The 20139-nt window shown below is 63.8% G+C and carries 13 protein-coding genes; 7 read left to right on the top strand and 6 right to left on the bottom strand.

The genetic code is table 11. The annotated features are described in order from the left end of the window. Positions 1-67: 67 nt before the first annotated feature. The 6 genes from ybiA (at position 68) to Q5H92_RS12040 (ending at position 7208) form a co-directional block, all read left to right on the top strand. Positions 68-619, top strand: coding sequence for a riboflavin biosynthesis intermediates N-glycosidase (gene ybiA / locus Q5H92_RS12065; protein WP_305011779.1), 552 nt, complete (start codon positions 68-70; stop codon positions 617-619). Then, positions 616-1965, top strand: coding sequence for a DUF58 domain-containing protein (locus tag Q5H92_RS12060; protein ID WP_305011778.1), 1350 nt, complete (start codon positions 616-618; stop codon positions 1963-1965). The genes ybiA and Q5H92_RS12060 overlap by 4 nt, the downstream gene beginning before the upstream one ends. A 114-nt stretch (positions 1966-2079) precedes the next feature. After that, the gene (locus Q5H92_RS12055) at positions 2080-2940 is read left to right on the top strand and encodes a fibronectin type III domain-containing protein (RefSeq protein ID WP_305011777.1); all 861 of its coding nucleotides are present in this window, start codon (positions 2080-2082) and stop codon (positions 2938-2940) included. Positions 2941-2984: 44 nt separating this feature from the next. Continuing rightward, the gene (locus Q5H92_RS12050; protein WP_305011776.1) at positions 2985-5051 is read left to right on the top strand and encodes a beta-N-acetylhexosaminidase; all 2067 of its coding nucleotides are present in this window, start codon (positions 2985-2987) and stop codon (positions 5049-5051) included. A 17-nt stretch (positions 5052-5068) separates the two neighbouring features. Further along, on the top strand, positions 5069-6571 hold the full coding sequence (locus Q5H92_RS12045) for a hypothetical protein (RefSeq protein ID WP_305011775.1): 1503 nt from the start codon (positions 5069-5071) through the stop codon (positions 6569-6571). A 31-nt stretch (positions 6572-6602) separates the two neighbouring features. After that, a complete protein-coding gene (locus Q5H92_RS12040) occupies positions 6603-7208 on the top strand; it encodes a 3'-5' exonuclease (RefSeq protein ID WP_305011774.1) in 606 nt (201 codons plus the stop codon). A gap of 22 nt (positions 7209-7230) precedes the next feature. Here the strand turns inward: Q5H92_RS12040 and Q5H92_RS12035 are convergent, their stop codons facing one another. Then, the gene (locus tag Q5H92_RS12035; RefSeq protein ID WP_305011773.1) at positions 7231-11124 is read right to left on the bottom strand and encodes a DUF8818 domain-containing protein; all 3894 of its coding nucleotides are present in this window, start codon (positions 11122-11124) and stop codon (positions 7231-7233) included. 263 nt (positions 11125-11387) lie between these two features. On the opposite strand from Q5H92_RS12035, the gene Q5H92_RS12030 reads away from it, so the two are divergent. Further along, on the top strand, positions 11388-13952 hold the full coding sequence (locus Q5H92_RS12030; RefSeq protein WP_305011772.1) for a T9SS type A sorting domain-containing protein: 2565 nt from the start codon (positions 11388-11390) through the stop codon (positions 13950-13952). Between the two features lie 148 nt (positions 13953-14100). Here Q5H92_RS12030 and Q5H92_RS12025 read toward each other — a convergent pair whose 3' ends face one another. From Q5H92_RS12025 to Q5H92_RS12005, 5 genes are all read right to left on the bottom strand, one after another. Beyond that, positions 14101-18024 (bottom strand): sensor histidine kinase, encoded by a 3924-nt coding sequence (locus Q5H92_RS12025; protein ID WP_305011771.1) that lies wholly within the window; start codon positions 18022-18024, stop codon positions 14101-14103. A gap of 159 nt (positions 18025-18183) precedes the next feature. Beyond that, positions 18184-18579: a DUF983 domain-containing protein gene (locus Q5H92_RS12020; RefSeq protein ID WP_305011770.1), complete on the bottom strand. Its 396-nt coding sequence runs from the start codon at positions 18577-18579 to the stop codon at positions 18184-18186. Then, positions 18579-18839, bottom strand: a complete 261-nt coding sequence (locus tag Q5H92_RS12015) for a hypothetical protein (RefSeq protein ID WP_305011769.1) — start codon at positions 18837-18839, stop codon at positions 18579-18581. Before Q5H92_RS12015 ends, Q5H92_RS12020 begins: the two co-directional genes overlap by 1 nt. 69 nt (positions 18840-18908) lie before the next feature. Beyond that, complete coding sequence (locus Q5H92_RS12010) at positions 18909-19478, bottom strand: DUF420 domain-containing protein (protein ID WP_305011768.1); 570 nt, start codon at positions 19476-19478, stop codon at positions 18909-18911. Further along, positions 19462-20136 carry an SCO family protein gene (locus tag Q5H92_RS12005; RefSeq protein WP_305011767.1) on the bottom strand — a complete coding sequence of 225 codons (675 nt, stop codon included), beginning with the start codon at positions 20134-20136 and terminating at the stop codon, positions 19462-19464. The genes Q5H92_RS12010 and Q5H92_RS12005 overlap by 17 nt, the downstream gene beginning before the upstream one ends. Between the last annotated feature and the right edge of the window lie 3 nt (positions 20137-20139).

Genomic DNA, 20139 nt, shown 5'->3' with positions numbered 1-20139 from the left:
TTGCACGCGAGATGCTTCGGCTACGCTCAGCATGACGTTCAGAATTAATGCCACTTGGCAAAAGAACATGGCTTACTCCACCGCTTGGCTCCTTGAGCAACTGGCACAGGACGTCCGCGTCAAGTACCTGTTTTTTTGGGGGCACCAACCCAGTAAGAATGGCGTCATCACCAAGTCCTGCCTCAGCCAGTGGTGGGTAGCCGATTTCAAGATTGACGGCCTCAACTACCCCTCCACTGAGCATTGGATGATGGCTGAGAAAGCACGGCTTTTCGAGAATGAAGCCACTTTGGCCCGAATTCTGGCCGCCACAAGCCCGGCCGAAGCCAAGAAGTTGGGCCGCGAAATCGTTGGCTTCGTGCCCGAAGTGTGGGAAGCGCACAAATATGAGATTGTGAAAACCGGCAACCTGCACAAGTTCAGCCAGAACCGGGAGCTGCTGAAGTTTCTGCTCTCCACTAATGACCGGGTGCTGGTCGAGGCCAGTCCGGTGGACACCATCTGGGGCATCGGCCTGGCGGCCGATTCGCCGGATGCGGGGAACCCCGCCCGCTGGCAAGGGCCTAATTTGCTGGGCTTTGCCTTGATGGAAGTTCGGGACCAACTACGTAACGCATGAGCTTTTTCCTGACCCGGCGCTTTTTCCTGCTGGTAGCCATTCTGGCCATTGGCTTCATCGTGGCCTTTTTCCTGCCGTGGCTGCTGGGGCCGATGCAGATTGCGCTGGGCGTGTTTGTGGTGCTGGCGCTGCTCGATGCGCTGCTGCTTTATGCCCCGTCGAAAAACAAAACCGTGCCTGTGTTCGGCCGCCGCGTGATGGGCGACAAGCTGGCCAACGGCTCGGACAACGACGTGCAGATTTACCTCGAAAACCGCTACCGGTTTTCCATACAGACCGAGACGATTGACGAGATTCCGCATCAGTTTCAGCGGCGCGATGTGCTATTTCGGGCCACTGTGAAGCCGGGCGAAACCACCATCATCAACTACCAGCTGCGGCCCACCAAGCGCGGCGAATACGAATTTGGGGCGCTGAATATTTACGCGGCCTCGCCGCTGGGGCTGGTACGGCGGCGCTTCCGCTACGAGCAGGGCCGCACGGTGCCGGTGTACCCGTCGTTTCTGCAGATGCGGCAGTACGAGCTGCTGGCCATTCACAACCGCCTCACGGAGGTGGGCGTAAAGCGCATCCGGCGCGTGGGCCACAGCATGGAGTTTGAGCAAATCCGGCCCTACGTACCCGGCGACGACCCGCGTAGCATCAACTGGAAAGCCACGGCCCGCCGGGCCGGCACTGGCGCGGCCGACGCGCTGGTGGTGAACCACTTCCAGGACGAGCGCGCCCAGCAGGTGTACTGCCTCATCGACAAAGGCCGGGTGATGCGCATGCCCTTCGACGGGCTGAGCCTGCTCGACTACGCCATCAACGCCACGCTGGTGGTCAGCAACATTGCCCTGCTCAAGCACGACAAAGCCGGCCTGCTCACCTTCTCCAATCAGCCCGGCGCCACCCTGGCCGCCGACCGCCGCCCCGGCCACTTACTGAAGCTGCTCGAAATCCTGTACCGCCAGAAAACCAAGTACCTTGAAACCGATTTTGAGCTGCTTTACGCCACGGTGCGGGCCCGCATCAAGCAGCGCAGCCTGCTGATTCTGTTCACCAATTTTGAGACGCTGCACGGCATGCAGCGCCAGCTGCCCTACCTGCGGCGCATGTCGAAAGACCACCTGCTGCTGGTGGTTTTCTTCGAGAACACCGAGTTGCGGGAGTTTCTGGAGGCGCCGGCCGACACGACGGAGGACGTGTACAACCAAACCATCGCGGAGAAATTTGCGCAGGAAAAGCGCCAGATTGTGCTCGAATTGCAGCGCTACGGCATTTATTCGCTGCTGACGGCGCCGAAGGATTTGACGGTGAATACCATTAATAAGTATCTGGAATTTAAGGCCCGGGGGTTGATTTAAGTAGGCGTTCCAGGCGCTTGGAAGCAGTTGGGCAGCCTTTCCACGGCTGTGCTTGTCTGGCAGATACCGGCGGCGCGGGGCCGCTGGCATTCGTCAACCCAACTGTTTATTGCCATGCTTAAACGCTTACTGCTCGCCGCGTTAGCGGCTGCTCCCTTCGGCGCCGCTGCACAGTGCAACCCGCCCACCAACCTCATTATCACCAACGTTACCAGCACGAGTGCCACCCTCACCTTCCCGGTACCCAGCCCGACGCCGGTGAACTACGTCATCGTGTACCAGACGGCCAGCGGCGCGGCCCAAACCATCAATCCCGCCCCAACGGCCCCGCCCGTGGCGCTGGCCAACCTGACGCCGGGCACCCTGTACACGGTGACCGTGACCAGCTATTGCGGCACCAGCGGCTTCTCCACGGCCATCAACGCCAGCTTTACTACCGGCTCGGCTGCCACCTGCCCGTCCGTCACCAACCTGGTGCTGACGCGCACAAGCACCAGCGTCAGCGTTTCGGCTACGGCTACGCCCGGGGCTTCGGGCTATTTTATTGACTGCGCAACGACGACCGGGACGCTGGTCGGCTCCACGGCCGTTACCACGCCGCAGTACACGTTCACGGGGCTGAGTCCGAACCTGGCTTATCGGGTGTGCGTGTCGTCGATTTGCGCCGGCGGCGGGTCGCCGCCCGTGGCTTGCGCCAGCACCCCCACGGCCCTGGCCACCCGGCCAGCCGTGGAGGCGGCCGTTTCACTGGCACCCAATCCTGCTTCGCAGCAGGCCGTTCTCACGCTGCCTACCGAGTTGAGTCGGCAAGGTGGCGAAGTGCTTATCAGGGACCTGCAGCGCGTGGTACGCCGTCTGCCCCTGCCCGCAACGGCGCGGGTTGGCCTGGATTTGAGCGGCCTAGCGCCTGGTCTTTATGTGGTGCAGGTGCAAACCCCGCTGGGCGCAGTGGCCAAACGGCTGGTGGTCGAGTAGCTCCGGCGGCGGCGTTACGCGGCGCCTGCCCGTACTTTGCCCGGATGATAGGAATCCGAATCTGTCTGGCCGCGTGGCTGGGGCTGTGGTTGTTTCTGCTTGCTCCGGCCACCCGCGCGCAGCCCGCGCCCAACCTGCTGCCCCTGCCCGCCGAAATGCACTGGGGCAAAGACCGCCTGAGTCTCAGCAAGCCGCTGAAGCTGCAGTTGGATGCCTCGCCCGACCCGGCGGTGCGGCCAGCCGTGCGCCGATTGCTCACGCGCCTGCAAGGGCCGGCCGAGCCAGCCGCTGGCCCGGTGCTGCAAATCCGCTACGGCCGCGTTGGCCAGCCGGAGAAGTTCGATGAGGAGCGGTACTCGCTGCGCGTGACGCCGATGGGCGTGAGCATCGACGCCCCCACCAGCCTGGGCGTGCTGCGGGCGCTGGCCACGCTGGAGCAGCTGCCCGTGACGGAGAAAAAGCAGCGCTACCTGCCCGAGGTCGACATCCAGGACCAGCCGCGCTTTGCCTGGCGCGGGCTGCTGATTGACGCGGCGCGGCACTTCATGCCCGTGGCCGTTATCAAGCGCAACATTGACGGCATGGCGGCGGTGAAGCTGAACGTGCTGCACTGGCACCTGACCGACGACCAAGGCTTTCGCGTCGAGAGCCAGGTGTTTCCGCGCCTGCACACGGTGGGCAGCACCGATGGCCTGTTTTACACCCAGGCCCAGGTGCGCGAAGTGCTGGCCTACGCGGCGGCGCGCGGCATTCGGGTAGTGCCGGAGTTCGACATGCCCAGCCACACCACCAGCTGGATAGTAGCCTACCCGCGCCTGAAATCCAATGACTCGACCTACGCGCCCTATACCTCGTGGCGCACCACCAACGTGGCCATCGACCCCACCCGGGAAACCACCTATACCTTTCTGGATTCGCTGTTTACGGAGATGACGGCACTGTTTCCGGACCCGTATTTCCACGCCGGCGGCGACGAAAACGACGGGCGCAACTGGCGCCGCACGCCGCGCATCGTGGCTTACATGCAGGCCAATAAAATGGTGAAAGCCGATGGCAAAACCGTGGACAAGCACCAGCTGCAAACCTACTTCAACCGGCGTGTGCTGGCGTTGCTGCAAAAGCGCGGCAAAACGATGATTGGCTGGGATGAAATTCTGGGGCCGGACTTGCCCAGAGAAACGGTTATTCAAAGCTGGCGTGGCAAAAAAGGTCTGGTTGACGCGGCCAAGCTTGGCCACCCCGTCCTGCTATCGAACGGCTACTACCTCGACCTGAACAACACCGCCGCCAGCTCCTACCTCACTGACCCGCTGCCGCCCGACTCGCCCCTGACGCCCGTCGAGCGCAAGCTGGTGCTGGGCGGCGAGGCGGCGATGTGGGCCGAGTTTGCCGACTCGGTGGTGCTGGACTCCCGCATCTGGCCGCGCGCCGCGGCGGTGGCCGAGCGGCTGTGGTCGCCGCAGGCCAGTACCCAAAGCGTGGCCGACTTATACCGGCGCCTGCCCGTTATTTCGGCCGAGCTGGAAACGCTGGGCTTGCGCCACCGCATCGTGCCCGAGCTGTTGCTCAAACAGCTAGCCGGTAGCAGCAACGTGGCGCCGCTACGCACGCTGGCCGAGGTGCTGGAACCGGTGAAGGAATACAAGCGCCATTTCCAGGGCTTCACCTACACCACCGCCACCCCGCTGAACCGGCTGGTGGATGCCGCCCCGGCCGAATCGGAAGTGGCCCGCCGCTTTGGCATACTGGTGGACAGCGTGGTGGCAGGCGGCGCCACGGCGGCGGGCCGCACCGCCGCTTCGCAGCGGCAGGTGGCCGCGCTGCGCGCACAGCTATTGCGCTGGCAGGCCAACGACGTGGTGCTGCAACCGCAGTTTCTGCTAAACCCAACGCTGCGCGAGTACGGCCCGCTTTCCACCAACCTGGCGGCCGTGGCCCGGCTGCTGCTGGAGCGGCTCATGCAGCTGCAAGGCGGACAGGTGCCGTCGGCGGCGTGGCTGGCAGCGGCCAAGGCGACGCTCGACGCGGCCCAGGCGCCGGCCGGACAAGCGGAGCTGGCCGTGGTGAAGGCGGCGCGCCGGTTGGCCATCCCCAGCGTTTCGGCCCCGTGATGCCGGATTCAGCAACCTTGAAGCAGCCGCGTCTCAAGCTGCTGCTGCGGCTGGGGCTGCTGCTGGCGCTGGCCCCGTTTCTGCTACTGACGGCGTTTAATCAGCCGTTTTTCGATGATTTCCGCGATGCCTACTGGACGCGGCAGCATGGGTTCCTGGGCGTACAAAGCTGGCTCTACCTCACTTGGACCGGCCGCTACACCTCCACGGTGTTCATGACCTGGCTCAACCCCGTCACCTACGGCTGGCTGGGCGGCGTGAAGCCCGTTACGGCTGCGCTATTCGTTGCGCAGTGGATGAGCATCGCACATCTGATTCGGGCGCTGTTTCACTCGGCTTTGCGGGTGGCCTGCTCCTGGGCCGCGGCGTTTTGGGCGGCGGGGCTGCTGCTGGCGCTGTTTTGCAACGCGGCACCCGCGCCGTTCTCGTTTCTCTACTGGTTTTGTGGCGCGGTGGCCTACCAGGTGCCCTTGATTGGGTTGTTGAATTTCACAGCGCTGGCCCTGCGCGTGGGCTGGGGCCAACCGGCGCGGCCCTGGCGCACCGCCGCCTGCGCCTGCGGGCCGCTGGTGCTGGCGTTGGTGGGCAATGAATTGACGCTGGCACAGGCCCTGCCGGTGCTGGCGGTGCTGGGCTACTTTTTGCCAGCGGCGGCTAGGCCCAAGGGCTGGCTCTGGCTGGCGGTGGGGGGCGCGGCTACGGTTGTGGCCGTGGTGGCGCCCGGCAACTGGGCCCGCGTCATCGCCATGGCGCCGCCGTCCGACCCGCTGCACGCCTACCGCTGGCTGGTGCTGGGGCCGCGGGCAGCGTACTCCCTCGTTTTGTTTCTCGTAAAGCCGCAAATTCTGCTGAGTTTGCTGGCTGCGGCCGGCACCGGCTGGTGGCTGGGCTGCTGGCACCGCCAAGCGGGGGGGCGGCTGATTTCGGTGGGTCGCCGCCAGTGGTGGGGGCTGCTGGCGGCATTTGGGGCACTCCATTTCGCCGGATTTCTGCTCTTCCGCTATATCGTGGTGGGTCCGCCACTCATGCGCGCTCAAAACGAAATCCTGCTGGTGATGCTTATTTCAGCGGCCCTGCTGGCTTGGCTGGCCGCCCAGCAAGTTTCCGGGACAATGACCGGCTGGCCGAGGTGGCTACGCACCGGCTTGGGGCCCGCCCTGCTGCTCACAGGCGTTTTCCTGGCCGGCCACGTAACCGAGGCCTGGCGCGAACTACTAAGCAGCGCCGCGTCTTTCGATGCTCAGATGCAGGCTCGTTTCGCCACGCTACGCGCTGCGCATCGCAGCGGTCAGCCTACCGTGACGCTACCGCCCCTGCGCCTCCCCTACGGCCGCGTGCTGATTCCGCTGCGCCAGTTCAGCAATGACATTGAGTTTGATATCGACCTCACGCCCGGCTGCGAAGGCAACATTAACGGCGTGATGGAGCGCTACTTTGAAGTGCCCGATGTGTGCTGCGAGCCTTCAGCCGCCTCGGCAACATCGCAGCATTTTGATGTGCCGGACGCAATTCAGCAGTAGATGAAGTGTCTTGTCCCGCTATATTGCTAGCATGAAAACCGCCATTACCCGCGCCCTGGCCAACCTTGATTTCACGGCCATCGACTTTGAAACCGCTAATGAGCAGCGGGCTAGCGCCTGCGCCGTGGGCGTGGTGCGGGTGCGCGGCGGCCAGATTGTGGAAACATACCAAACCCTGCTGCGTCCCCGCGTGCTGCGAGTGGACTGGCGCAACTATCAGGTACATGGCATCGCCGAAGAACAGCTGCACGACGCTCCCACCCTGGCCGACGTGTGGACCGACCTGCTGCCTTACCTGTACGAGCAACCCGTCGTGGCTCACAATTCAGCTTTTGATGTGAGCGTGCTCGAATACACGCTGCGCGACTTCGACCTGCCCATTCCGGCCTTCCACAGCCTGTGCTCGGTGAAACTGGCCAAAGTGTGCTGGCCCTACCTGGAGCGTCACAAACTCGACCACGTGGCCGGGCATTTTGGCATCCAGCTCAACCACCACGACGCCCTATCCGATGCGCGGGCCTGCGCCGAAATTACGGTGCGGGCGTTTCAATCAGGCACGGCGTTGCCGCTATGCTACAAGCAGCGCGAGCTCACGGCCGGGCTGGCGGCGCGGGCGGCGAAAATGGCCTATTCCTGAGTTGCCATAAACGCTAATCTGGTTAAAACAGCACCGCCACCTGCATGCGCCCGGTGTGCACTGCGTTGAGCCCCTGGGCTTTGCGGCCGTCGTAGGCCAGGGTGATATTCAGGCCGTTGCTCAGGCGCTGCTCGATGTTCAGGTTCCAGGTGAAGTTGCTGCCGGGGCGCAGGGCGTTGAGGATTTCGATGGCGACCACGGAGTTGAGGTCTTCGGGCCGGGCCACGTTGAACTGCACGCGGGTGTAGCGCGTAGCGGCCGTGATGGTGCGCTTGTTCACCTGGCTCACGCGGGTTTCGATGCCCAGCTCGTCGAATATGCCGGGGTTGGTTTGGGCGGGCGTGGGGGTGGGCAGCGTAGGCAGGTCGGCGGTGAGGGTATTCTGCTTGTGGGTGCGCAGGTAGGTGCCCGTGAAGCGCAGGCTGGGCGAGGGCTGGTAGCTGATTTCGGGCTGCACGGTGTAAATCAGCAGGCGATAGTTGCGGGTGAGCAGGTAGCTGCTGGTGGCCTCGCGGATGTCGCGCGTGGCCGTGAGGCGGCCCGTGAACGAGGTGGCCAGCGTGCGGCGCAGCAGCAGGCTCTGGGTGCTGAGGTTGCGCAAATCGAAGCCCTGCGTGCCCTGGGCCACCAAGGTTTTCTGCTGGGTTTGCTGCACCGTGAACTCGCCCCCGAACACCGGGTTGGAGCGGTTGAAATACAGCGTGTTCCGAAACAACTGATTGAAGGCCAGCAGCTGGTCGTCCTCCTTGTCGTAACTGAAGGGGCTGAGGCGCGAAAGCAGCCGCGGGTCGGTGGTGCGGCGGTCGACGGTGATGCTGGTGAGGGTGGCGAAGCGCGAGGCGGCCGCTTTCCAGCCGCCGGCTTCGCGCCAGCCGCGCGGGGCCGCCGCGGTGAGGCGGTAGCTCAGGCGGTTGGTGAAAGCCGTGATGTAGTCGGTGGTGGGCAAGTACACCTTAATGTAGGTGCGGTACTGTGCGTCGGGCGTCTGAGCCTCGAAAAACTCCTCCTTGTCCTCGCGCAGGTTGCCGTTGAGGTCGCCGGCGTAGTAGTGGGTGCCCTGCCCGGCGGGCACGGCCAGGAAGGAGTAATCACGCTTCAATTCGCGGCCAGTGGCCACGCTGTAGTTCAGCTCGGAGCGAATCTGGTTTTGGAGCAGGCTAGCGTTGTAGAACACCTGGCCCAGCACGGTGCGGTTGCGGGCCAAGCCCAGCGAGTCGATGTCGCGGTAGGTGGCCAGCAGGCGCAGGTCCTGGGTTTTGCTCAGGCGGGCGGCCATGGTGCCCTGCCAGGTTTGGGCGGTGCCGCGGCTTTGCAGGGCGGTTTGCTCCTTGTTGGGCGTCTGGTCGCGCCGGTAGCTGTAGTCGAGCCGGAACTGGGTGCGGGCCGAGTCGCGGCTTTGCAGGAAGATGTTGTGCTCGTCGAAATAGTTGGCCGAGCGAATGGTGTCGGTACTGGTCGAGCTGACGCGGTTTTTATCGAACCGATAGGTGTAGCCCGGCACCACGCGCCCGCCCACCAGGCGCCCCGTGGCCTCGCCCCGCGCCCAGCTGGAATGGAAACGCCCGGCGTCCGAATTCAGCACGAACAGCGAGCCGCGCAGCTCCACGTTGCCCACCTTCTGGGCCGCGTCCAGCCAGTGCTGCAGGCCGCTCACCTCGCCCGGCCGGTAGCGCCGGCTCAGGCGATAATTCACGTTGTTATTAAAATCCTTCGCCGCGCCCACGCTGAAATTAAAGATGTTATCTTCGCGCGCCACCGAGGCCACACCGGTGCTCTGCTGGGTGCTGCCGTTGCTCCAGTTGCGCTCAAACTCCACGTCGCGGTAGCGGTCAATCGGCGAAAAGCGTTTGCCGGTGTACTCGTAGTCCAACGTCGAGCGCAGGCGGTAGCCGCGCAGCGCGCCGCCGGCCAGGGCGGCGGGCAGGCGGCGGTCCTGCATCACGTAGCCCACGCGCACGGCCCCGTCCTGGTCGCTGGCCGAGGAAAAGCGGTTGCGGTCGAGCCGCGAGTGAGCGGCGTCTACAAACACCGTCGTGCTGCTGTCCACCTGGTAGCTCACACCGCCGGTCACCAGTTGCTTGCGCAACGGCGTGGCAATGCGCCGGATGGGCAGGTAGCGGCCTTTGCCGGGCTCCACGTATTCGTACACCGTGCCGTTGGTGTTCTGGAAGCGCGCATTGGTGCTGCGCTCGTAGTCGCCATTGCCCTGCCCCACGTCCGTAAATAGCACCGTGTAGGAGCCGCGCACGGAGTCCACCGGCGTATCGGCGCCCACGTAGGTAAACACCGGCACGCGCCGCCCCGCCACCGCCCGAAACTCGCGGTGGTACTGCACAATGCGTCGGTTGTAGGCCGTCGAGTCGCCGCCCGCCACGGCGGCCACGCCCACGTTGCCAGCCTGCGTCAGCTGGCGCACGAGGGTAGTGTCCTGCAGGCTGATATTGAGGGGGTTATTGGGGTTGTCAGCTTCCTGGTAAAAATTGCCGTGCACGCTCAGGCGGCCCAGTTGCTGGTAGTGGCTGGCCGTGACGAGCGAGCGGGAGTAGTTCAGGTCCGAGTATTCGAAGTCAATTTTGATGCGCGAATTGCGCGTGATGAAGTGACGCGGCGTGAAGGTGACTTCGGCCAGGTTGTAGTCGATGGTATAGTCGGCATCGAAGCCCCGGCTTTGCAGGCGGCCGTCGAGGTACACTTTCTCCGAGTTGGCCAGCACAATGATGTAGGGCTCGCCGTTGGGCCCGGTGAGGCGGTACGGCCCCTGCACGTTGTCGATGGGCGGTACGTCGATGCTGGCGAACTTGCCCTTAGCTACTCCGCCGGCGATGGCCGTGGAGGAGCGCCACACCAGGCCCTTGCGCACGCCGCCGCTATTCACGGAGGCACCGGCCACGGGCGCGGCATCGCCCTGAGGCAGCGGCGGGGCCGCGCCGGTGCTGCCCTGCCGGTTGGGGTCCGTCAGCTGGGGTTGGCTGATGGCGGGCGGGTTGAGCGTGGCCGGGGCGGTGGTGTTGCCTGGCCCGGCGGGCAGACTGCCGTTCACCACCTGGCCCTGCATGCCATTCAGAAACGTCGCATTCGACACGCCCTGCGCGGCGCCGGTGCCGGCCAGGCCGACGATGGGCGGGCCAAAATTGGCCTCGGCCGCCGCGCCCTGAATGTTTTTGTAGTAGCGCAGAAAGTAATCGGGCTTGTTGCGCAACACCACGTCGCCGGCCGTCAGGCTCCAGTTGGGGTTGGTGAGGGTGATGTAAATTTTGTCGAACTGCTGCAGCTGCTGAGTGTTGCCCTCGGGCTGGAAGGGCACATTCTGGTCGGAAATGGCGGCCGTGAGGTTGATGTTTTCGGCCAGCTTGCCTTCGAGTTGCAGGTTCAGGGCCGAATTCACAAACACGTTCTGGGTGTTGCCGAAGCTGATGCCCCGCGCCAGGTTTCCGGTTTTGTTGATGCCCGGCGTGCTCAGAATCTGCTCTTTCACCGAAAAATCTTCCATGTTAAACATGGATTTGCGGAAGCTCAGGCTGTCCATCAGCCCGATGGGCCGGCGGTAGCGCGCGGCCGTGAGGCGCAGCGGCAGCACCCGGTAGCACACTTCCAGCGAATCGGCCAGCGGCGCGCCGCTGCTGTCGCGCGGGGCCGGTCGCACCCAGCGAAACCGGTCGGTACGGCCGTCATAATCCAGCCCGCGCCGCTGGGCGATGACGGACGAGGGCACCACCGTGAGCGTGTCCGTTAGTTTGAAATAAGTGGTGTCGCGGCCCGGCGCCAGGCGCACCCAGCGGCAGCGCCGGGTGCTGGGCGGCGGCGCCTGGCCGGTTGTGGCCGGGCGGGTTTGGGCCGCTGCCGCCTGGTTTAGAAACAATAGCGCCGCGAAGAGCAGGCCCGCGAGGGGGAAGCACAGGCGTAGGCGGCGAATCATGCGGTAAAGGTCGGGAGTGGCGCAGTAACGCGGAAAGAACGGGTTTCGTGCCTGGCGCCGCCGCTATCGGGCGGCGTGTGTTCCGGTGCGCTACGGCTCCCTGGGGGCAAAACGCAGCGCTTTTTACCTTGCACGGTCATGCTTCGGCCAGCCAAAACGGGGCCAGCTTCGCCGTTTGTGTAAACTTAATTTCCTGGCATTGCTAAGTGGCCAATAAATCAGAACTTTGGCGGCCATTCCGGCTCACTTCATGAATGCCCTTTATGCATCATTCTACCCTCCTTCCCTTTCACCGGCGTCATCTCATTATTGCCATCAATTTTCTGTGGCTCTGCCTGTTGGCTGGCACCGCCAGCGCCTGGGCCGGTAGTGGGCCGGCCGCGGGGCCAATGCCCGGCGGCCCCAATGCCCCGGTAGCACTGGCCCAGGCGCTGAACCCCGACGGCACCCTGCGGGCCGGCGCTAGCGGCTCCTTCGATGCGGCCGGCTTCCGGCTGCGCACGGCCCCGGATGGCAAACCGGTGTTTCGGCCCGCCGGGGTGCAGGGCGCGGGCGATGAGAAGTGGCAGCAAGGCTTCGGCGCCTCCGGCACCAATGGGACCATCATGGCCATGGTGGTGCAGGGCGCTGATATTTACGTGGGCGGGACGTTCACCACCGCCGGCGGAGTCGATGCCCGCAATGTGGCCCGTTGGGATGGCACCTCCTGGCACCCGCTGGGCGCCGGTGTCAATGACGACGTCAGGGCACTGGTGTTTTGGGGCACCGACCTGTACGTGGGCGGGGACTTCACCCAGGCCGGCGGCCAACCGGCCAGCCGCGTAGCCAAATGGAACGGCACGGCGTGGAGCGCGCTGGGCCAGGGCCTGAACGACGCGGTGTATGCGCTGGCGGCCACCGGCACCAACCTGTACGCCGGCGGCAGCTTTACCCAGTCTGGCAACACGGCCGCCGGCCGGCTGGCGGAGTGGAACGGCACGACCTGGGCGACCGTGGGCGGCGGCGTCGACAACACCGTGTACGCCCTGGCGGCGGCCGGGTCGAACGTGTACGTCGGCGGCGCCTTCACGCAAGTTGGCAATTTTAGTGGCGCCAACAAGCTGGCCATCTGGACCGGCAATGGGTGGACCAACATGGGCCCCGGCGTGCAGGGCGGCGACGTGTACGCCCTGGCCGTGGCGGGCCCGGATGTGTACGTGGGCGGCAGTTTTTATTGGAACACCAGCCTTGGCCGCCCCTACCACTGCATTCTTCGTTGGAACGGCAATTTTCTGCTGAACCTGGACGAAGGCACTAGCGGCCCCGTCTGTGCCCTCGCAGTAGCCGGGTCGAATATTTACGTCGGGGGCATTTTTACCACCGCGGGCACGCTGGCCGCCCGCAACGTGGCCTGCTGGAACGGCACCAGATGGACCGCCTTGGGCACTAGCATGTTTGGCTCAACGGGAACCACTTTTGTGCTGGCGTTGGCTACGCTCAACGCCGATGTTTACGCAGGGGGCGACTTTAACCGGGCCGGCGACTTGGCCGTGGACGGGGCCGCCCGCTGGAGCAGCGGCGCGTGGAACGCCATGAGCCTCGGAACCGATAATTTTATCTCGGCCGTCGCGGTTTCCGGCTCCGATGTGTACGTCGGCGGCATCTTCACCCGGGCGGGCAGCGTGCCGGCCAACAAGGTAGCCCGCTGGGACGGCACCGCCTGGCACTCGCTGGGCACCGGCATCAACGGCGGGGTGCGGGCCATTGCCGTAGCCGGCTCGGCGGTGTACGTGGCCGGCAGCTTCACCAGTGCCGGCGGCGTACCGGCCAACAACATCGCCCGCTGGGATGGCACCACCTGGAGCGCCCTGGGCGCGGGCCTGACCAGTTCCCTGGCCTACAACCCCAACTACGTGGTTATTGCCCTGGCTACGACGAACACGGGCGAGGTGTACGCCGGCGGCAGTTTCGACGCGGCCGGCAGCGTAGCCGCCCCCAGCATTGCCCGCTGGGACGGCCAGGCCTGGCACGGCCTGAGCACGGGCACCAACGGCGTGGTGGTGGCCTTGGCCGCGGTGGGTTCCACCCTTTACGTAGGCGGCATTTTTCAGAGCGTCGGGGGCATCGGGGCCAGCAACGTGGCCCGCTGGGATGGCAGCAACTGGAGCCCGCTGGGACAGGGCACCAGCGGCCCCGTCTACGCGGTGGCCGCTTCCGCCGCGGGCGAGGTGTACGCGGGCGGCTATTTCCAGCAAGCCGGCGGCGTAGCCACCAGTTACATAGCCCGCTGGAATGGCACCGCCTGGGGCCCCTTGGGGGCCGGCCTCACCAACGAGGCCGACGCCCTGCTGCTCGTCGGAAATAGTCTCTACGCGGGCGGCACTTTCTACGTGGCGGGCGGGGTGGCCTCCCAGGGAGTGGCCCGCTGGAACGGCACGGCCTGGACGGCCCTGGGCACTGGCGTCAACGGCCTCGGCCGTTCCATGGCAGTTGGGGCGAACAATCGGCTTTACGTGGGTGGCATCTTCGAATCCACCGGCGACTACAGCCGCGGCATGAACTTCTTCGGTATTTACGACACCAGCCTACTTTCTGCCACCCGCGCGGCCACCGTCCCCACGGCTCCGTTGCAGCTAGTTCCAAACCCCGCCACGGCCACCGTCACGCTGCATTTGCCCGCGGAGCCGCAAGTGCGATTGGTTCAGGTTTTCAACGCCTTGGGCCAGCTGGTGCGCTCGGCCAGCCTGCCCGCGCACGCCCCGCAGCTGGCACTTGAGCTGCGGGGCTTGCCCACCGGCGTTTACACCGTGCGCTGCGGCAGCGCCACCACCCACCTGGTCGTAGAATAATATCCACGAAGCGCGCTAAAAAGTCCTGCTGATAGTGTCGGCAGGGCTTTTTTATAATGAAGATTAGGAGGTCGAAACAGTTGTCAGCCCGAGCGCAGGATGACAACTGTTTCGACACACCTATTCTTTAAGCTGCTTTCAGGGCCTTTTAGCCGGCCAAGGGCAATTCGATAAAGAAATTGGTACCCTCCCCCACTTCGGTTTCAAACCAGATTTTGCCGCCCGCGCTTTCGATACCGCGCTTGGCCACGGCCAGCCCAATGCCCGAGCCGGTTTCCTTGGTGGTGAAATTGGGCACGAACACTTTCTCGCGCACTTCGTCGGGAATGCCCGCGCCGTTGTCGCGGATGACCACGCGCACGCTGCTGCCATTCACCGGCGCCAACGACACATCGATGTGCGGCTCGCGGCCTTCCGGCACGGCCTGGCGAGCGTTGATAAGCAGGTTATTGAAGGTGCGCACCAGCAGGTTTTCGTCGGCATACACCACGTAGCGGCCGGTTTCGGCGTCGGGGGGCAGGCTCAGGTCCAGGGCGCCGTCGCTGGCGTCGGGCTGGTGCAGGGCGGCGCAGCGGCGCAGCACGGCGGCCACGTCCAGCCGCTCGGGCCGCATGGTGGGCAGGTTGGTGAAGGTGCTGAAACTGGTGGCGATGTCGCTCAGCACATCAATCTGGGTGATGAGCGTCTGACTGATGCGGCCGATAAGCTCCTCCGCATTCGGCCGCCGCTCGTTGATGGCCTTCTGCAAAAACTGCAGGCTCAGCTTCATGGGCGTGAGCGGGTTTTTGATTTCGTGGGCTACTTGCCGGGCCATTTCGCGCCAAGCGGCCTCTTTTTCCTGGGCGGCCAGCTCGCGCTTGCTGGCTTCCAGTTTGGTGAGCATGGTGTTGTACTCGCGCACCAGCAGACCGATTTCGTCGTCGGAGCTGCGGTAGTCCAGCAGTTCGTTTTCGCCGGTGAGAGTGGTTTTGGTGAGCTTTTCGGTGATAAGCTTAAGGGGCGCCGTAAGCTGCCGGGCCGCCACATACGCCAGCCCCAGAAACAGCAGAAACATCGGCGTGAAGATGTTGAGAATGGTGGTGAACAGCTCCGTGAGCTTGGTATTCAGCTCCTTCTCCGAGTCGAAAAACGGAATGCCCACGTAGCCCAGAATCGGACCCGTCGGCATGGCCACCTCATCTTCCGACGAGCCATCGTCGTCGTCAAACTCCGGGGTGGCGGAAACCCGGCGTTCTTTCCCCAATCCGCCGTGGGCCAGCGCATGGCCGGCCAAATCGGTCACCACCACTTCGCCCGCGCTGGCCCGTACCGGCAGGTAGAGGGCGTTAAACGAAAGCGAGCCCGCTTTTTCCGTCAGCAACGCCCGGGGTCGGTTGCGTTCGTCCAGCGCCACCATGGCCTGCGGGTTCAGTAGCGGCCCCAGCAGGCCGGCGTCGAAAATCAGGGGCTGGCTGCTGGCCAGCAGCTCGCCGTGCGCGTCGTAGAGGTTGAGGTCGGTTTCGGTGAGGGCGGCCACGTTACGGGCCAGCACCGCCAGCGTGGGCCGGGCACTACTGTCGTTCAGCAGGTGGCGCTGGCGGCGCAGGCTTTCCAAGGCCAGCTGGCCGCGCCGCTCGTAAGTGTGCGACAGGTCGCGCTTGTAGGAATCAATCAGCTGGCTGGCCGTGGCTATGCTCACCACCAGCAGCGGAACCACAATGCCCACGTTGAGCAAGAGCTGAATCCGCGTACTGAAGTTGAGCTGCAACCGGGCCGCCGCCCGGCCACGCAGCAGCAGCACGATGCCGGCCATCAACAGCCAGAAAAAGGATGACAGCAGGAATTGAAACGAGAAATTGGCCAGCCAGTCGCCCACCGAATACGTGGCTGTCGTCACTACCACCGTGCGGGCGTGCGAACCCTGCACGGCCAGGTGGTGGTAGCCGCGTCGGCTCAGGCCGCCCACGTAGAGGCGGGAAGTAGTGTCGGCCAGTAAGGCTTCGGGCAGGCGGTTGGCGTAGTCAAAATCCCCCTCGCTGTACACCAGCCGGCCTCGGTCGTAGCCCGCGTAGCTCAGCTCGGTAGCCAGCCCTGGCTGGAAGAATTTCTGGTCGACCAACAGCTCGGGTAGTACGCTGTAAGTGGTCAGCTTTTTCAGCGTCAGCTCCACCCGCACCGCGCCCAGCGGCAGGCCGATGCCATTTACCCGCGTGCCCGGCACGATGATATAAGCCACATACCGGCGTGAGCTGAACGGATTGGCCGAATTGACCAGATAAACGCCTTTCTGGTCGGTAGGCGCGGCGTTGTGCTCCAGTTCGGTGCGTGCGGCCACCAGGCCCGGCGTGCCCGTTGGCGCCCCAATGGGGTCGCCAGCTTCGTCGTAGAGCGTGATGGTGCTCTCGTACTTATCAAAATAATCGCCCAGGTATTGCCGCGACACGCGCTGCCGCACCACCTCCGGCCGCCCGAAGGCCGCCGACAACGAGCGCCGAACAAAGGGGTCAGCCGCGATTTCGCGCATGCGTTCGCCCAGCAGAAACTCTCCCTGCAAGTCATTATCGATAAGCATGTTGCCAGCCAGACGCTGCTTATCTATCAGTAGCTGCTTTTCGAAATGCGCGTACAGGGCCAGGGCCCCGGTGGCTGAGGTCAGGGCCAGCAGCAGCACAATCAGTATCGTCGACTGGTAGCTGCCCGTGGTGGGGGCCGCCTGCAAGCCCGCCGAGCGCACCAACGAAGCAAATAGCAGTAACACGCCAATCAGCAACACCCACGGCAGGCCCCATGCCACGCCCACGCCCAGCACCGGCAGCGCCACCAGCGCCGGTCCCAGCAGCAGCGCCCGCCGGGGCACGTGCTGCAGCAGCGCGCCCGCCAGTTGCGTTAGCCCAAAGAAGCCCACCAGCCAAGCGGCCGTGTGCAGCAGCGTCGCCAGCGCCAGCAACAGCCAGAAACCCGTCACCTGCAGGTTGCGCGATACGTCCAGACTCAGTTGCGAGCTTCCAAAGACGGTGGTGTAATACACGAACAGCGCCGCCAGCCAGCCGCAAAACGCCACACCAAGACCAGCCGCGGCCAGCAGCTGCCCACTAGGCTTACGCGGGGCCCGCACCCGCCCCAGCACGCCCCAATGCCGCCAAAGGGCCACACCCGCCGCCGCCACCAGCAACGCCAGCAGCGCATCGAGCAGCAAATCGCCCAGCGAAGGCGCCCACCACGTCGCCGTATACACCCGCGGGTCAAACAACGGCAACTCAATGAACGAGAACGGCAAGCCCAGATAAAGTAGTGCCCACCGCAGTACGGCCAGGGGCGCCACCAATGCCGCCACGGCCGCCCCCGCCCGCCGTCCCCGCCACCAGCGCAGGGCCAGCAACAGCCAGCCGGCCGCATACAGCAAACTGCCTATACTCAACAGCGCCAGCGGCACGTACTGCCCCGTCAGCGGGTTCGGCTGCAGGCTCTCAATGGAAAACAGGTAGTGCCCGTCGGCAGCCTCGAACCGCGCCCGGCCGGCCCCGGCGCTATCGGCCACCACCTTCAGCTCCAACCCACGGAATAGCGCTTGCTCATCGCCCTCGCTCAAATAGCGGTTTTTGATGCCGTAGTGCCGTACCAGCGGCACATAAGTGAGAATAGTAAACCGCCCGGCCATGCGCCGCAACAGCAGGAAACTACTCCCCGTCGTTTGGCCTACCGACGTTTCAATCAGCTGTTCGGAAACGGTGCTGATGGCTTCGGCCTCGGGGCGCAGCGCGGCATCGGACCAGTAGCGCAGCGTCCCGTTTTCGAGAATGCAGGTAGGGAATGTGGTTTGGGCGAGCAACTGCCGGAAGCTGTAGTTTCCGCGTGGCAGTCGGGCGGCCACGGTATCGGCTTCGCGGCGGGCTTGGTTTTCGGCGGTGCGCACCAGTTGCTGCAGGCGTGCCACGTCGGTGCGCTGCACCACGCCCGGCGCATGGGCGTAGCGACTGGCTAAATAGCCTCCAATGAAACACACGGCCGCTCCCAACAGCAGTAGCCACGGCAAACGCCGCCACGCCGCACCTGAAACCACAATTTTGCCGGAAGGTGTAGAAGTGCGTAACAAGAAAAGTGGTTAAAAGTGGACCCAAGCTAGGTTTTCAACCCAAAATAAACGCGTAAATCAGCCATTGAAATTTAGCTCCGCACTAGCCCCCGCAAAATCTGCGCCTAATAAAAATGCCGCCCGAAGGCGGCATCTCAATTGTAACCGAAAAACCAAGCATTAGTGCGCGGCATAGCGAGGGTCGAACCGTGCCCCACCGAAACCATACAGCATCACAGCGCGCGAATACCGAAACAGCAGCGGCGCCACGGCCAGCACCGCACCTGCTACCGACACGATGTAAACCCACAAAGGCGGGTCATCAGCTAGATAAAACAGCAAAAAGCCAATAGCCAGCAGCAAACCCGTCGAAAATCCCGAACTGATGTACATGGCCCCGTAGTAAAAGCCCGGCTCCGGCTCATACGTTTGCCGGCATACCGGGCAGGCATCCGGCATGTCCATAAAACTGGTGCTCAGCGCTGGATGCGTAAAAAGCTCGCCCGTATGGCAACGCGGGCACCGCAAATGCAGCAGTGCCAGCGGAGTTGAGTTGATGGCCGTCAGCGGCGGCATTACGCCCGCGCCGGTTTAGCCTTGGGGTGCGTGCGACGGTACCAGAAGTAACCCACGGCGCCCATCAGGATATACGGCACGGTCATCATGTAAACAATGCCTTTGTTGAGGCCGGCCACATCGTAGTCGTCACGCTCCTGCCGGGCCGATTCTACCTGCGACTTACACATCACGCACTGCGCATGGGCTGCCAGCGGCGCCACAGTCAACAGCACGCCCAACAACAGGGCAAAAACGGCGGAGAAAAAGGTCTTTTTCATAAGGATAGCAACACCGATTGGGAAGTAAAGTTCTTTGTTACAAGCAGCTTCTGCGCTCAAGTTTTAGACCTAAGTGTAGTAAGGCGAAATCATGAAGTACACGATAACACCCGTTACGGATACGTACAACCACACGGGAAACGTCCACTTGGCAATGGCTTTGTGCTTAGTATATTGCCCGGTCAGCGCAAAATAAAGCGTAAATAGCACCAATGCCACCGTCACCACCGCCAAGCTGATGTGCGTGAGCAGCAGGAAGAAATAAACCGAGCGGATAATTCCCACACCGCCAAAATGCGTGCTGGCTACCTGCGAATGATAGGCCACGTACGAGAGCAAAAACACACCACCCAGCGCAAAGGCCGTGCCCATCATGGCACGGTGCTTCAGCACGTCTTTCTGGCGGATGAAGTAAAAGCCCGCCAGCAGGCACACTGCCGTGAGCGAGTTAAGTACCGCATTCAGCGCAGGCAAAAACTTCACCTGCGCCCCGGGAATGCGAAAAGTCTCGGGGAAATAATACAGCACGGCCACCAGCAACGGTACCACCGCACCCAGTGTACCGAGGATGATTTTGTAGCGCGTATAGTCGCCGGGTTGCAGCACCGGGGGGTGCAATTGTTCAGTGGGGGTGCTCATAATCGTAAAGCTGCACGGTGATTTCCGTGAGTAATCGGTCTATTTCGCGGCCGTCAGTGCCATCGTAGATTCCGCGCACGCGGCGCTGATTGTCAACCAACAACAGCCGGCCCGCCGGGATGTTGGCCGTGTACACAGCCCCCGGCAGGCGCTTGGGGTCGGAGGTGAGGCGAAACTCCTGCCGCGTGAGGCGCTGCAGCGTATCGGCCGGCCCGGTGAGGAAAAACCATTTGCCCGCAATGGTCCCGTACTGCTCGGCCAGCCGGGTAAGGGCGGCGGGCTGCTTGGGGTCAGCATTCAGCACGAAAGTGACCATGCGCACCCGCGGCTCGTGCCGGAACTTCTCTTGCACCCGCAACAGAAACCGGGCTACACCGCCACTAGCCGCGTCGGTATCGTAGAACTGGGCAATGTAGAGCCCTTTGCCGAGTTCCTGGCTGCTCACCACCCGGCCCGTGGACGCGGGCAGTTGAAATGGCGCAATCTGGTGGAAAACAGTATCGCGCCGCCACTCCCCGCCAACCTGCGTGGAATCCACGCGGTCGGGCAGGTAAGTGGGCAGCGCGTAACGGTTTTTGCCGAAGCTAAAAAGAAACAGAAATGCCAGTACTGGCACCAATAGCAGCAGCCCCAACAACAGGGTTTGGCGGGGCCGCATCAG

The organism is Hymenobacter mellowenesis (assembly GCF_030581005.1).
Lineage (GTDB): Bacteria > Bacteroidota > Bacteroidia > Cytophagales > Hymenobacteraceae > Hymenobacter > Hymenobacter mellowenesis.
This window is presented reverse-complemented; position numbering and strand designations above follow the sequence as displayed.

Coding starts and splice junctions, on each gene's coding strand:
- Q5H92_RS12020 (WP_305011770.1), bottom strand. CDS start 18,579: ATGCCGCCGCTGACGGCCATCAACTCAACTCCGCTGGCACTGCTGCAT.
- Q5H92_RS12010 (WP_305011768.1), bottom strand. CDS start 19,478: ATGAGCACCCCCACTGAACAATTGCACCCCCCGGTGCTGCAACCCGGC.
- Q5H92_RS12055 (WP_305011777.1), top strand. CDS start 2,080: ATGCTTAAACGCTTACTGCTCGCCGCGTTAGCGGCTGCTCCCTTCGGC.
- ybiA (WP_305011779.1), top strand. CDS start 68: ATGGCTTACTCCACCGCTTGGCTCCTTGAGCAACTGGCACAGGACGTC.
- Q5H92_RS12005 (WP_305011767.1), bottom strand. CDS start 20,136: ATGCGGCCCCGCCAAACCCTGTTGTTGGGGCTGCTGCTATTGGTGCCA.
- Q5H92_RS12015 (WP_305011769.1), bottom strand. CDS start 18,839: ATGAAAAAGACCTTTTTCTCCGCCGTTTTTGCCCTGTTGTTGGGCGTG.
- Q5H92_RS12060 (WP_305011778.1), top strand. CDS start 616: ATGAGCTTTTTCCTGACCCGGCGCTTTTTCCTGCTGGTAGCCATTCTG.
- Q5H92_RS12040 (WP_305011774.1), top strand. CDS start 6,603: ATGAAAACCGCCATTACCCGCGCCCTGGCCAACCTTGATTTCACGGCC.
- Q5H92_RS12050 (WP_305011776.1), top strand. CDS start 2,985: ATGATAGGAATCCGAATCTGTCTGGCCGCGTGGCTGGGGCTGTGGTTG.
- Q5H92_RS12035 (WP_305011773.1), bottom strand. CDS start 11,124: ATGATTCGCCGCCTACGCCTGTGCTTCCCCCTCGCGGGCCTGCTCTTC.
- Q5H92_RS12030 (WP_305011772.1), top strand. CDS start 11,388: ATGCATCATTCTACCCTCCTTCCCTTTCACCGGCGTCATCTCATTATT.